Raw genomic sequence first — 14,395 nt, 5'->3', positions numbered from 1 at the left:
TGAGTTTGTCGGCCACCTTTCTCTCTCGCATACCAACCAGATAATCCGGATACCCTTTTTTATCACCACGCCCATGGACGCCAGTCACCAGATCGTACTGGGCCTGTGCGGCGCGGTGCTGGCGATTCTGGTCAACCGGCTGAGCCCGGACTCCCGCCGCGCCTCCGTGGGGCTGATGCTGATGTCGCTGGTGGTGTCCAGCCGCTATCTGTACTGGCGCACCACCGAAACCCTGGTCTTCCAGACCGGTTTTGAATACGTGCTCGGCTACGGTCTCTACGCCGCCGAGCTGTACGCCTGGATCATCCTGTTTTTTGGCTACATCCAGACCCTGTTCCCGCTGGAGCGCGGCATCACGCCGATGCCGGAGGACGTGAGCCAGTGGCCCACCGTCGACGTTTATATTCCCACTTACAACGAATCCCTGCCGGTGGTGATGGACACGGTGCTGGCCGCCCAGGAGCTGGAATACCCGGAAGACAAGATCCGCATCTACCTGCTGGATGATGGCGGCCGCCAGGAGTTCGCCGCCTTCGCCGCCCGTGCCGGCGTCGGTTACATCGCCCGCGAGGAACACAACCACGCCAAGGCCGGTAACCTGAACCACGCCATGGGGCTCACCGACGGTGAGCTGATCTGCGTGTTCGACTGCGACCACATTCCCACCTCCGGCTTCCTGCAGAGCACGGTGGGCGGATTCTGCGTGGACCCGGGCCTGTCCATGCTGCAGACGCCGCACTATTTCTATTCCCAGGATCCGTTCGAGCGCAATCTGGCGGTGGGCGAGGGTCTGCCCCGGGAAGGGGAGCTGTTCTACGGTCCGGTGCAGAAGGGCAACGACTTCTGGAACGCCACGTTCTTCTGTGGCTCCTGCGCGGTGATCCGCCGGGAGGCCCTGGACGAGGTGGACGGTTTCGCCGTGGAGACCGTCACCGAGGACGCCCACACCGCCCTGAAGATGCAGCGCAAGGGCTGGCGCACCGCCTTTCTCGGCCTGCCCCTGGCCGCCGGCCTGGCCACCGAGCGCCTGTCGCTGCACATCGGGCAGCGCGCCCGCTGGGCCCGGGGCATGACGCAGATCCTGCGTCTGGATAATCCCCTGTTCGGGCGCGGCCTGACCGCCGCTCAGCGGCTGTGCTACCTGAACGCGGCGCTGCACTTCATGTTTCCGCTGCCACGGGTGGTGTTTCTCACCGCGCCGCTGGCCTACCTGCTGATCGGGCAGAACATCATCGCCTCCTCGGCGCAGATGATTCTGGCCTATGCGGTGCCGCACCTGTTCCACGCCATCTACACCAACTCCCGGCTCAATGGCCGCTTCCGCCACACCCTGTGGGGCGAGATCTACGAGTCGTCGCTGTGTTTCCACCTGATCAAGCCGACCCTGGTGACCTTCTTCAACCCGCGCGCGGGCAAGTTCAACGTCACCGAGAAGGGCGGTCTGCTCAAGGACACCTTTTTTGACGTCAACCCGGTGAAACCGCATCTGGTGGCCGCCTTTCTGCTGCTCGCCGGCCTCGGCTGGGGGGCGGTGCGCTGGTACTGGAACGACTACTACGGCGTGCAGCGCGACGTCATGTCGTTGAACCTGTTCTGGGGCAGCTTCAGCCTGTTCATCCTGCTGGCCACCATCGCCGTGGCCCGCGAGCGCCGGCAGGTGCGTGGCTCGGTGCGGGTGGAGCTGGACCTGCCGGCCACGCTTTATTTCGACGGCGGCCATACCCTGGCCACGCGCACCGTGGACCTGTCCATGACCGGCGGGCGGCTGCGCAACCCGGAGAACAGCCTGCCGGACCAGGCGGTGGAGCATGTGGAAGTGGTCATGAACGGCCGCTCGGTGCTGTTGCCGGCGGAATTGATGGGCGGCGACCACCGTTATATCCGGCTGCGCTTCGGCCAGCTCGATCTCAACCAGCGCCGCCGTCTGGTGCGCATCGTTATGGGCCGGGCGGACGCCTGGCTGAGCGACGGCCAGCGCCGTCAGGACCACCCGATCCGGGCGTTCTGGCCGGTGGCCCGCTGCGTGCTGGGCCTGTTCCTGCCCGACCTGATGTCCCGGGACCCGGAGGAGCGGGAAGCCAACCGGGTGTTCCACGAGGGCAAGCTGTGGCGCTGGATCATGCCCATTGCCATGCTGTTCCTGGTGGCGGTACTGGTGCTGCTGGCGGTGCGCCCGGCGCTGGCCCAGGAAGGCCAGGCCGCCCGGGTCACGCCGGTGGCGCCACCCATCTCGGTGGCGCCGGTGCCCTCGGAACCGCGCAGCGTCAGCCTGGAGCAACTGGGCGAGGCCGACGGCCTGACCCTCACCGGCGACGGCAGCCAGGCCGGGGTGGGCATGTCGCTGCCCGCCGACGAGGTGGTGGTGGAGGCCAGCATGGTGCTGCGCCTGCGCCATGATCCGGCGCTGGCCGCCGGGCAGGGCGAGCTGGTGGTGACGGTGAACGGCGAGCCGGTGCGGCGCATCCCTCTGCGCGAAGGCGACGGCAAGGTGCACGAACACCGCTTCGACATCAATCCGTCGCTGCTGATCGACCACAACCGGCTGGGCTTCCGGCTCTACGGGGTGGTGGACCAGACCTGTCTGAACCCTCTGGACCCGCGCATCGGCGCCCGGGTGATGCCGGCCACGGTACTCAATCTGGCGGTGGAACGTCTGCCGCTGGCCAACCGCCTGGATCTGCTGCCTTCGCCGTTCTTTGATCCGCGCGCCTCCGGGCCGGTGAGCATCACCCTGGCGCTGTCCGATCCGGACGACCCGCAACAGGTGCACGCCGCCGCGCTGGTGGCCTCCTGGTTCGGTGCCCAGAACCGCTACCGGGACCTGAGCTTCCGGGTGGTGGACAAGCTGCCCGATGACAACGCGGTGGTGTTGACCTCCGACGCCGCCCCGTTGCCCGGGCTGGCCCCCCGCGCCATCGCGGCGCCCGGGCTGCGCATGGCGGACAACCCCCGCACCCGCGGCAAGCTGCTGGTGCTGCAGGCGGCGGACGGTGCCGGGCTGGTGGAAGCGGCCCGTTTTCTGATTCATCCGCAGACCGTGCTGTCCGGTGAGCAGATGGCCGCCCAGGCGGTCTCCATCGCGCCCAGCCGGCCCTATTCGGCGCCGCGCTGGAACGCCGGCGACGCCATCCCCCTGCGGCTCGGCGATCTGGTGCCGCCGGAGCAGCTGCGGGTCAGCGGCATTACCCCGGCGCTGATCCGGGTGCCGTTCCAGGTGGCTCCGGATCTGGAACTGTGGCCCGGGGACACGGTGCCGCTGCGGGTGCGCTACCGCTTTCCGGACGGCGAATGGCTGAACACCGACAAGTCCCGGCTGGACGTGGCGCTCAACGGCGAGTACCTGGGCTCGCTGCCGGTGACCCGGCGCGGGCTGTTCGAGCACCTGTGGGGGCTGGCCATGGGGCCGTTGCGCCAGGAGCAGGCGGTGCTGCCGGTGCCGCCGTCGCTGATTCACGGCCAGAACGAACTGACCTTCTATTTCAATCTGGCGCATCGCTTCCCCGACCCCTGCTCGGTGACGCTGCCCTCCGACGTGGTCAGCCAGGTGTACCCGGATTCCACCCTGGATCTCACCGAGACCTGGCACCTGGCGGAAGTGCCCAACCTGCGGCCGTACGTGGCCGCCGGCTTCCCGTTCACCCGTTACGCGGACCTGGCGCGCACCGCCCTGGTGCTGCCCAAGAAGGCCTCGCTCTCCTCTCTGGGGGCGGCCTTCACCGCGGTGTCGCGGCTGGCGGAATCCACCGGCGTGGTGGGCGACAAGCTGGCCCTGGCCATGGGCGAGGACCAGCTGCGCGCGGTGGCGGACCGCCACTGGCTGGCGCTGGTGCCGCTGGATGACCCGATGGCGCGCACCCTGGTGCGCGCGCCGTACTATCTCAGCGAGGGCCGCCTGCGGGTGCGCGCGCCGTCGCTGCTGGAACGCTTGAAGCAATGGGTGCTGCACGGTGAATCCCTGCAGCGCGGCCCGGCGGATCGGGCCCTGAGCAGCCGGTCCCTGATCCAGGGCGTCATCGCCGACGACACGCCGCTCAGCGAACAGCGCCAGATGGTGCTGCTGACCAGCAACGAGGCTTCCGGTCTGGCGCCCCTGGTGGAGGCCCTGGACCAGCAGCAGGTGCGCGCGCTGATGGGCGAGGATCTGTCGGTGCTGGACGAGGAAGACGTGGTGCGGAATTTCCGCATCCATCCGGTCCGTCCGGACGGACACAATGATTGGCCGACCATGCTGCGCTGGTCCCTGGGGCAGCGGCCGGACGTGCTGCTGCTGTGCGCGTTGTTTGTACTGGTCCTGATCGCGGGCACCTTGGTGCCGCTGCTGCGCGCCCGGGCCGCGCGGCGTCTCAACGAACATGGGGAACGGAAAAAGCGATGAGCGGGAAGCGCTTCAATGAATGGCTGGTGGCCGGCCTGTTGGGGACCACGCTGACCATGGCGCCGGGGCTGTCCCTGGGCCAGAGCAGCGATGCGTCGGTGCAGCGGTTGCTGGATCAGGCGGAGTTCTGGCGCGGCAATAATCGCCCGGATCTGGCCGCGGACACCCTGCAACGGGTGCTGGCCGCCGACCCGGACAATCCGGCGGCGCTCTACCAGATGGCCGTGCTGGAGCAGGAACGCGACCCGGCCGCCGCCCAGCGCTACGCCGACCGGCTGCGCCAGGCGGCGCCGAACAGCGATTACGCGCGCCGCCTGGACGAGCGGCTGCGGCGGGAGGACGTGGACGCGGAGCAACTGCGCGACGCCCGCCAGCTGGCCCGCGCCGGCAACGCCAAAGCGGCGGTGAGCCGCTATGAAGAACTGTTCGACGGCCCCCCGCCGGCGGACCTGGCGCTGGAGTATTACCAGACCCTGGCCGGCGTCGAGGGCCGCCGGGCGGAGGCCCGCGCCGGCCTGCAGCGGCTCGCCGAACAGCGCCCCGGTGACCGCCAGGTGGCGGTGGCCCTGGCCAAGGTGCTGACCTACGAGAACGCCACCCGATTGCGCGGCATCGAGCAACTGCGCGCACTGTGGCAGGCGAAACAGGACCGGGAGGTGCTGGACGCCTGGCGTCAGGCGCTGCTGTGGCTGCCCGACACCCAGGACAGCGTGGCGCCCCTGCGCGAGTACCTGGAGGCGTTTCCCGACGACCAGGCGGTGGCCGCCAAGCTGGCCGGCGCCGATAACCAGGGGCGCGCCGCCCGGGGCCGGGGCTATGCCGCCCTGCAGGCCGGCCGGGTGGACCCGGCGGAGCAATCGTTCCGCGCCGCCCTCAAGGAAGACCCGAATGACGCCGACGCGCTGGCCGGCCTGGGCCTGGTGCAGTTGCGCCGGGAGCAATTCCAGGACGCCCAGCAGTCCCTGGCGCGGGCCATCCAGCTCAACCCCGACAAGGCCGCCGAGTGGCGGCCGCCCCTGGAGAGCGCCCGCTTCTACGGCCAACTGGCCGGGGTGCGCACCGCCTTCCGCAACGGCAATCTGGACAAAGCGTTTCAGGACGTGCGCCCGCTCACCCGGGCGCCGGGTAACCAGGGCCGCGACGCCAAGCTGCTGCAAGGGGAGATTCTGCTGGCCCAGGACCGCGCGGTGGTGGCGGAAAGCCTCTATCGGGACCTGCTGGTGGAGCGCCCGGCGATGACCGAGGCCCGCGGTGGCCTGGTACGGGCGCTGCTGGCCCAGGGCCGTTATCAGGACGCGGACGCGGAATTCGAAAAGCTGCCGGCGTCGGCCAAGGAGCAGTTGAGCTATCTGCGCCAGCAGCGGGTGGACAGCCTGCGGCAGCAGGGCGAGGACCTGATCGCCGCCGGCCGCGCCGGCGCCGGGGAACAGGCCCTGCGCGAAGCCATGGCGGTGGCGCCGAACGATCCCTGGACGCGGCTGTCACTGGCCCGTTTCTACGACGACCAGGGCCAGCCGCGTCGGGCCCGGGCGCTGATCGACCCGCTGCTGGACGGCAAGCCGGACGTGGCCGACCTGCAGGTGGCCGCGTTGCTGGCCGAGAAGCAGCAGCGCTGGGAAGACGCCCAGGCGCTGGTGGAGCGCATTCCCGCCAACCAGCGCGACGACGAGATCAACCAATTGCGCGACCGCGTGCGCGGCGGCGCCCGGGTGGCCAGCCTGCGCCGGGTGCTGGCGGAAGGGGACGAATGGCAGGTGGAGAACGCCCTGGACGATCTCTACCGCAATCCGCCCACGGACTCCGCCGAGCTGGGCCAGGTGGCCAGCCTGCTGGTGGACCAGAGCGAGGACGCCCTGGCGGTGGCGCTGGTACGCCGGGACCTGGATCTGCACCTGGGCGAGAGCAAGGCGGTGACGCCGTTCCTCGCCCACGCCTCGGTGCTGTCGCGCACCGGCAATGAACGCGAGGCGCGCCGGCTGATGGCGCTGCTCGACCGCCGTGCCGCCGACGCGCCGCCGGCCCGGGCCGCCCTCAACGATACCCGCGACCAGTTGCTGCTGGATCAGGTCACCGCCCTGCGTGAGCGCGGCGAGCTGGCCCAGGCCTATGACGTGCTGGTGGCGGAACTGGAGCGGCGCCCCCGGGAGCCGGCCCTGCTGCACGAGCTGGGCAACCTCTATCTCAAGGGTGAGCGCTTCGCCGACGCGGCCAGCGTGTTCGAATGGCAACTGCAGCGCGACCCGGGGGACGTGGTGGCCCGGCGCGGCGCCGTGGCCGCCGCCCTGGGCGCCGGCGACGCCAACCACGCCGAGGAACTGCTGCGTCAGGTGGCGCCGCTGGAAGACGCGGAACTGCTGCTGTTGGCGGCGCGCACCGCCGAGGCCCAGGGCGACAAACGCCAGGCGCTGACCTTCGCCAACCAGGCGGCGGGCCGGGAGCGCAGTGGCGGCCCGTCGGTGGTGGGCGTGGTCAATCCGTTCCGCGACGGCGGTCGCTCCCGCGACGACGGCCGCTGGGCCGCCTTCAGCGGCGCCGACGACCGTTCCGGCGCGGCGAAGAGCGCCGGGGTCTGGCTGCCCGGCGAGACCCGGGTGGCCGGCCGCTGGCAGCCGGACGGCGAGGCCCGGGGCTACCTGAACCGCTCCTACGATTCGGCACCGGCGACGCCGACCCCGGCCAGCCCCTACCGAAGCGGCGGTGGCGAGGCCTGGGCCGGCGACTGGCGCCGGCCGGACCGGGGCGACGCCGTGGGCGGCGCCTACGCCGATGCCGGCGAGGCGGGCAGCGGCGGGTACAGCCCGCGCCGCGCCGCCGCCGCGCCACCGGCCAAGCCGGCGCCCAGCGAAGAACGGCTGGTGCGCATCGACGACCTGCGCGGCGACCTGCGCCGGGCGCTGTCGCCGAAGGGGCAGGGCGGTCTCTCGCTGCGCTTCCGCGACGGTGAGGAAGGGCTCAGCCAACTCACCGAGATTCGCGGCGACATCGGCCTGTCGTCGGTGCCGTTCGGCGGTGGCCGCTTTACCGCCACCGCCTCGCCGGTCTACCTGAACGCGGGCACCCTGGAGGGCGACGCCACGCGTCGCTTCGGCTCCACCGGCGCGTCCTCCGCCGCCGCCTCGGCGGTGGTGGAGCAGCTCAGCGGCGTGGATGACCTGATCGATGGCATCGATCAGGTGGCCGACAATCTGGACGCCGCCCAGGGCGCCTTCACCACCGCCGAGGCCCAGCGCGACGCCGCCCAGACCAACGTCACCACCGCCCAGCAGAACCTGGCCGACGCCCAGGACGCGCTGCTCAACGCCAACGACCCCACCGAGGAGGAACTGGCGGCGTTGCAGGCGGCGGTGGACACCCGCGAGTCCCAGCTCAACCAGGCGCAGAGCACCTTCAACGAACGGCAGAACCAGTTCGCCAACGCGGAGAACCAGCTCGACGACGCCCGGGACAACTTCGAAAGCAGCGTCCAGCGCAATGTGCTGTTCGAGTCGGGCATCGACCTGGATGCGCTGAGCAACGAGCAGCGCCAGTTCGTGGACAACTACCTGCAGCGGGAATTCGGCAGCAGCGACTTCTCCCTGGACGCCGCCACCACCGCCGACTACCGGGCCCGCGCCGCCGCCGTGCGGCAGCTGGTCAGCGACGTGGCGGCCCGCGCCGGCGCCTACCGCCGCGCCGCCGCCTACGGCAACCAGAGCGACGCCGGCATGGCGGTGGCGTTCGGTTACCGGGAAGGGGCGTTCAGCGGCGACATCGGCAGCACCCCCTACGGCTTCGAGGTCACCAACCTGGTGGGCGGCATCACCTGGGCGCCCCGGGTGGCCACCCACACCAACCTGCGGCTCACCGCCCAGCGCCGCGCGGTCACCGACAGCCTGCTGTCCTATGCCGGCGTCGAGGATCCGGTCACCGGCGACCGCTGGGGCGGCGTGACGCGCTCCGGCGCGGAAATCGGCCTGGCCTATGACAACGGTCAAGTGGGCAGCTACGGGGATCTGGGTTTCTACAGCTACCAGGGCCACAATGTGGACACCAACCAGGCGGCGGTCTTCAACCTGGGTGCCTACGTGAAGCCGATCAACGAACGCTGGCGCACGCTGCAGACCGGCGTGCATCTCAATTACCGCAGCTTCGACGAAAACCGGGGCCAGTTCACCTACGGGCACGGGGGGTATTTCAGCCCGCAGGATTACGTCAGCCTGGCCTTCCCGATCACCTACAAGGAAACCTACAACCGCGTCAGCTGGAACGCCCGCCTGCAACCGGGCTTCCAGAGTTACACGGTGGAGGAAGCACCGTATTTCCCGACCCTGGGAGAACAACAACAATGGATGGATATTCTGGTGGACGCCGGTATCGCCACTGCGTCGTACTACGACGCCGAGAGCAAGAGCGGCTTCGGGCTCAACCTGGGCGCGGGACTCGACTATCAGTTGTCGCCGGCGTTCAGCCTCGGCACCAGCATCGATTACGACACGTTCGGGGATTACTCGGAAACGTCCGCGATGATCAACCTGCTTTACACCATGGAGCCGTGATCATGGATAAAAAGACCGCGAATCAGGCACGCTCGCTGGAATACTTCCGGGGTCGGCAGTTCAGCGGCCAGTGGCGGTTGTTCATGACCGCGCTGGTGGAGGAACTGAACGCCAGCGCCGGCAGCCAGGAGATGCTGGCGTTTTTCGGTCATCTCGGCGCCAAGATCGCCGGCGACCTGCCGATCGATGAGCAGGACACCCTGGAAGGGCTGGAAGCGGCCATCAACCGGCGCTGGAACCAGCTGGACTGGGGCTGGTGTCAGTTTCACGGCGAATCGGACATGATCGTAATCGTGCACGATGCCTGGCCCCGGCTAGACGGTACCGTGCGCGAAACCTGGACGGCGGCGCTGGCGGCGCTGCTGGGCGGCGCCTATAACGCCTGGCTGCGCGACCAGGGCGGTGATCGCACCGTGGAGGTGCAGGTACTCAAGGCCCAACCGGATGGGCCGCTGGAATTTTGCTATGGCTGTTGAGGATGACGGCGGGGCGACACGGCGCGCCGGCTGGCTGGTGGCCTTACTGGTCGGGCTGGCGCTGATGTCGACGGGCGCGGTGGCGAGGGACGCCGGCTGGCGCCACTACGAACAGCGTTACATGACCGACGAGGGGCGGGTGGTGGACACCGGCAACGGCGGTGTCAGCCACACGGAAGGGCAGGGCTGGGGCATGCTCATGGCGGTCCATTTCGACGACCGTCCCCGTTTTGAAAAACTCTACCAGTGGACCCGCGAACACCTGCGCCGGCCGGTGGACGGCCTCTACGCCTGGCGCTATCAGCCGGACGCGGACCCGCGCATCGTCGACCCCAACAACGCCAGCGACGGCGACCTGCTGATCGCCTGGGCGTTGCAGCGCGCCGGCCAGCGCTGGGGCGTGCGCCGCTACCTCAGCGACTCGCTGGCGTTGCGCGAAGCGATCCGCCGTCATCTGCTGCTGGAATACGGCGGCTATCTGGTGCTGTTGCCGGCCCGCTCCGGCTTCGTTCACGAGGGCTACGTGAACCTGAATCCTTCCTACTGGGTGATGCCGGCGCTGGATGAGTTTGCCCGCCTGGAGCCCAACGGCCCCTGGCGGCGCCTGATGTACGACGGCGCCCGGCTGATGCACGAGGCCCGTTTCGGCGAACACCGGCTGGTGCCGGACTGGCTGCGGCTCAACAAGGACGGCAGCCTGGCGCTGCCGGAGGCCTGGCCGCCCCGTTTCGGTTTCGAGGCGGTGCGGGTACCCTTGTATTTTTATTGGATGGGCCTGGGCGACGCCGGCGCCCTGGACGGCATCCGCCGCTACTGGCTGCGGCCCCGGCCGCCGGCCTGGGTCGATCTGGTCAGCGGTGAAAGCGCCGACTTCAGCCTGTCCCGAGGGGGGCTGGCGGTGCGGGCGCTGCTGCTCGGCAATGGCGACAGCATTCCCCTGTCGCCGGGGCAGGACGACGACTACTATAGCGCCTCGCTGCTGATGCTCAGCCGCATGGCGTGGCGGCCTCATTCCTAGCTCTGGTAAAAGAATGTAATTAGCCCGTACGCCGCGAACCGCTTGCGGAACACGGCACGGCGTTGTGTTTCATAATAAAAACATTGCCCGGGCCCGTTTCGTCCCGAATTTTTTCTCAAGGAGTTTCCATGGTCAGGAAAGCGGTCATTCCGGTGGCGGGGTTTGGTACCCGCATGCTGCCGGCCTCCAAGTCCATTCCCAAGGAAATGCTGCCGATCGTCGACCGGCCGGCGATTGATTACGTGGTGGAAGAGGCGGTGGAAGCCGGCATCACCGAGATCATCCTGGTCAGCCACGGCAGCAAGACCGCCATCGAGAACTTCTTCGACGGCCATCCGGAGCTGGAAGCGCAGCTGGAAGCCAAGGGCAAGACCGGGCTGCTGGAAAAAATCCGCCGGCCGCTGCCGGACGGCGTGCAGGTGATCAGCGTGCGCCAGGGGCCGCCCCAGGGGCTGGGCCACGCGGTCTGGCAGGCGCGCCAGGTGGTTGGCGACGAACCCTTCGTGGTGATTCTGCCGGACGTGCTGGTGGACGGTGACGGGCGCGGCAACGATCTGAACAACATGATCCGCCGGTTCGAGGAAGAGGGCGCCGCCCAGATCATGGTGGAGAAAGTGCCCGACGAGCTGGTGCACAAATACGGCATCGCCGACCTCGACGGCACCCCGCCCCAGCCCGGCGACAGCGCCCCCATGCGCGGCGTGGTGGAAAAACCCTCCCGCGAGCAGGCGCCTTCCAACCTGTCGGTGGTGGGCCGCTACGTGCTGCCGCCGGAAGTGATGGATCTGCTCGCCGACACGCCGCCGGGGGCCGGCGACGAAATTCAGCTTACCGACGCCCTGGCCAGGCTGATCGGCCAGGCGCCGGTGGAAGCCTATGCCATGCTCGGCCGCACCTTCGACTGCGGCAGCAAGGAAGGCTACCTGGAAGCGATTTTGCATTACTCGCTGAAGCACGCGGAAATCGGCGACGCCGCCCGCGCGCTGCTTGATCGTTACCAGGCCTAGAGGACGTCATGCGCATCGATATGTTCGGCGACACCCTGTGCGCCATGGTCACCGCCACGGCGATGGCCCAGAGCGGCCATCGGGTGCGCTGGTGGCTGCCGCCGGGACGCGTCGCCCGGGCCCTGGACGACGACCGGGTGCTCTATCAGGAGCCCGGCCTGTCGGAACTGGTCAGCGCCCAGCGCCGCGCCGGGCGGCTGGACTGCCGCACCGACGAACCCGGCCTGGCCGACGTCAACGGCGAGCCGGCGGTGAGCGAGCCGGCGCCGGTGGTGTGTCTGGCGCTGCAGCCCGGCGATCTGGAACGGGCCGGGCATCTGGCCGACTGGGCCGGCCGGGGCGGCGCCCGCCTGCTGGTCAACCAGAGTGTGTTTCCGGTGGGTACCACCGAGCAGTTGCAGGCCCGGCTGCGCGATGCCGGCGCCGACACCCCGGTGGTGTGTTTGCCGGACACGCTGCAGGAAGGTCAGGCGCTGGATTCCTTTACCCGGCCGCACCATATTCTGCTGGGCTGCGACGAGCGCGAGGCGGAAGTGCTGATGCGTGAACTGCTGCGGCCCTACAACCGCCGCCGCGACGTGCTCAAGGTGATGCTGCCCCGCGAAGCGGAATTCACCAAGCTGGCGATCAGCGGCATGCTCGCCACCCGGCTCAGCTACATGAACGACATGGCGCTGCTGGCCGAGGAACTGGCGGTGGACATCGACGTGATCCGCCAGGGCGTGGGGTCCGACCCGCGCATTGGCGAGGCCTATCTGTACGCCGGCTGTGGTTTTGGCGGTCCCGGCTTCAGCCGTGACGTGATGAGCCTGACCGACACCCTGCGCAGCCGGCGCATCGGCGCCGAGCTGCTCGAGCAGGTGCTGCAGATCAACGAGCGCCAGAAGGAAGTGCTGTTCCGCAAGTTCTGGCGCCACTTCGAGGGCGACGTGGAAGAGCGCCGCGTGACCCTGTGGGGCGCCGCCTTCAAGCCCGGCTCCGACCGGGTCGACAACGGTCCCGCCCTGCGTTTGATCGAGGCCCTCTGGGCCCAGGGCGTGGACGTGCACGTGCACGACCCGCTGGCGTTGCCGGAGCTGTCCAACTGGGCGCGCGGCAAGGGCACCCTGACGCTGCACGACGATCCCTATGAAGCGGCCCGCGACAGCGACGCCCTGATGCTGGTCACCGAATGGAAGGCCTACTGGGGCCCGGACTGGGACGACCTGAAGGCAGCCATGCGCACGCCGCTGATTCTCGACGGGCGCAACATCTACGACCCGGCGTACGTGAAGCGTCAGGGCTTCACCTATCACGGTATCGGGAGAGGCTGATGACCGCCGCACCACTGCACGACCTGCCCCCGCACCACACCGACGCGGCCCGCGACGCCGACCGGGCCCTGCGCGAGCACGCGGAGCAGGCCCGCCACTGGCATCTGGCGGACCTGTTCGCCGAGGATCCGCGGCGCTTCGAGACGTTGAGCCTGCACGCCGGCGGCCTGCTGGTGGACATCAGCAAGCAACGGCTCACCGCCGACACCCTGGAAAAACTGCGCGCCCTGGCCGCCGCCCGTGGCCTGGATACCTGGATTCGCTGCCTGTTTGAAGGCGGCGAGGTGAACTGGACCGAGGGCCGCGCCGCCATGCACTGGCGCCTGCGCCAGCCGCCGCGCCCCCAGGGTGAGCCGGACCCGGTGCAGGAACAGCTGGCGCGCATGGAGCGCATCGTCAAACGGATTCTGTCCGGCCAGTGGCGCGGCTGCGAAGGCGACGCCATTACCGATGTGGTCAACGTGGGCGTGGGCGGCTCCGACCTGGGGCCGCTGATGGCCTCGGTGGCGTTGCACGAAAACCACCCCCGCGAAGGCCGGCGCCCGCGCGTGCACTTCGTCTCGTCCATGGACGGCAGCCAGATCGCGCCGCTGCTGGACGAGCTGAACCCGGCCACCACGCTGATCGTGGTGTCGTCCAAGTCCTTTACCACCGTGGATACCCTGAGCAACGCGGCCACCGCCCGCTGCTGGCTGGAGCAGGCTTTCCCGAAAATGAACGGCGCCGTGCTGCGCTGTCATTTCGTGGGCGTGTCGGCCAAGCCGGAGCGCATGAGCGAGTGGGGCATCCACGAAGACAACCAGCTGCTGTTCTGGGACTGGGTGGGCGGCCGCTATTCCCTGTGGTCCGCCATCGGCCTGCCGATTGCGTTGACCATCGGCATGGACGGTTTCCGCGAGCTGCTGGCCGGCGCCAACGAGATGGACCGGCATTTCCAGGAGGCGCCCTGGGAGAAGAACCTGCCGGTGCTGCTCGGTCTGGTGGACGTGTGGAATCTGAATTTTCTCGATATCACCGCCCGGGCGGTGCTGCCCTACGACGGGCGGCTGAAACACTGGCCGGCCTATGTGGAACAGCTGGAGATGGAATCCAACGGCAAGTCCGTGGACCGCGACGGCGAAGTGGTGGATTACCACACCTGCCCGGTGATCTGGGGCGAGGTGGGGCCCAATGCCCAGCACGCTTTCTATCAGTTGCTGCACCAGGGCACGCAACCGGTGGCCTGTGAGTTCCTGGCCGCCGCCCGTCACGGCCGCCGCAACGGCAACAGCGCCGAGCTGCAGCCGCTGGAGGAGCAGCACATCCTGACCCTGGCCAACTGCCTGGCGCAGTCGCGGCTGCTGGCGCTGGGCGACCGGGCGCTGGCCGAGGACGACGGCACCCCCACCCATAAGCGGTATCGCGGCAATCAACCCAGCACCACGCTGCTGCTGGACGAGCTGACGCCGCGTCACCTGGGCGCGCTGGTGGCCTTGTACGAGCACAAAGTGTTCGTGCAGGCGGTGCTGTGGGGCATCAATCCCTTCGACCAGTGGGGCGTGGAAATGGGCAAGAAAATCGCCAAGGATATGATCCAGGTGCTGGAGAGCGGCGCCGGCGCCGACGGGCTGGATGCCTCCACCCGCGCCCTGGCCGCCTACGTGCGCGAACGACAACCGGACGATCGCTGAT

7 protein-coding genes are annotated in these 14,395 nt (G+C 69.0%); all 7 read left to right on the top strand.

Annotation, left to right across the window (positions count from 1 at the left end; translation table 11 throughout):
- Positions 1-40 precede the first annotated feature (40 nt).
- Positions 41-4,375, top strand: a complete 4,335-nt coding sequence (bcsA, locus tag IM760_RS07815; protein ID WP_338021381.1) for a UDP-forming cellulose synthase catalytic subunit — start codon at positions 41-43, stop codon at positions 4,373-4,375.
- Positions 4,372-8,910, top strand: coding sequence for a cellulose biosynthesis protein BcsC (locus IM760_RS07810; protein ID WP_204428098.1), 4,539 nt, complete (start codon positions 4,372-4,374; stop codon positions 8,908-8,910). Before bcsA ends, IM760_RS07810 begins: the two co-directional genes overlap by 4 nt.
- 2 nt (positions 8,911-8,912) lie before the next feature.
- Positions 8,913-9,386: a cellulose biosynthesis protein BcsD gene (gene bcsD / locus IM760_RS07805; protein ID WP_204428096.1), complete on the top strand. Its 474-nt coding sequence runs from the start codon at positions 8,913-8,915 to the stop codon at positions 9,384-9,386.
- Positions 9,376-10,404 carry a family 8 glycosyl hydrolase gene (locus IM760_RS07800; protein WP_204428095.1) on the top strand — a complete coding sequence of 343 codons (1,029 nt, stop codon included), beginning with the start codon at positions 9,376-9,378 and terminating at the stop codon, positions 10,402-10,404. Before bcsD ends, IM760_RS07800 begins: the two co-directional genes overlap by 11 nt.
- Positions 10,405-10,532: 128 nt before the next feature.
- Positions 10,533-11,411 (top strand): UTP--glucose-1-phosphate uridylyltransferase, encoded by an 879-nt coding sequence (locus IM760_RS07795; RefSeq protein WP_204428094.1) that lies wholly within the window; start codon positions 10,533-10,535, stop codon positions 11,409-11,411.
- Positions 11,412-11,419: 8 nt separating this feature from the next.
- On the top strand, positions 11,420-12,724 hold the full coding sequence (locus IM760_RS07790; RefSeq protein ID WP_204428093.1) for a UDP-glucose dehydrogenase family protein: 1,305 nt from the start codon (positions 11,420-11,422) through the stop codon (positions 12,722-12,724).
- Positions 12,724-14,394 (top strand): glucose-6-phosphate isomerase, encoded by a 1,671-nt coding sequence (gene pgi / locus IM760_RS07785; RefSeq protein ID WP_204428092.1) that lies wholly within the window; start codon positions 12,724-12,726, stop codon positions 14,392-14,394. The genes IM760_RS07790 and pgi overlap by 1 nt, the downstream gene beginning before the upstream one ends.
- Position 14,395: the final 1 nt, after the last annotated feature.

This window comes from Alloalcanivorax marinus (assembly GCF_016906305.1).
GTDB lineage: Bacteria > Pseudomonadota > Gammaproteobacteria > Pseudomonadales > Alcanivoracaceae > Alloalcanivorax > Alloalcanivorax marinus.
The sequence above is the reverse complement of the archived record's forward strand: the minus strand, read 5'-3'. Positions and strand labels throughout refer to the sequence as shown.

Bases quoted from the DNA above. Each gene is read 5' to 3' on its own strand.
- IM760_RS07810 (WP_204428098.1), top strand. From the start codon at position 4,372: ATGAGCGGGAAGCGCTTCAATGAATGGCTGGTGGCCGGCCTGTTGGGG.
- bcsD (WP_204428096.1), top strand. From the start codon at position 8,913: ATGGATAAAAAGACCGCGAATCAGGCACGCTCGCTGGAATACTTCCGG.
- IM760_RS07800 (WP_204428095.1), top strand. From the start codon at position 9,376: ATGGCTGTTGAGGATGACGGCGGGGCGACACGGCGCGCCGGCTGGCTG.
- IM760_RS07795 (WP_204428094.1), top strand. From the start codon at position 10,533: ATGGTCAGGAAAGCGGTCATTCCGGTGGCGGGGTTTGGTACCCGCATG.
- IM760_RS07790 (WP_204428093.1), top strand. From the start codon at position 11,420: ATGCGCATCGATATGTTCGGCGACACCCTGTGCGCCATGGTCACCGCC.
- pgi (WP_204428092.1), top strand. From the start codon at position 12,724: ATGACCGCCGCACCACTGCACGACCTGCCCCCGCACCACACCGACGCG.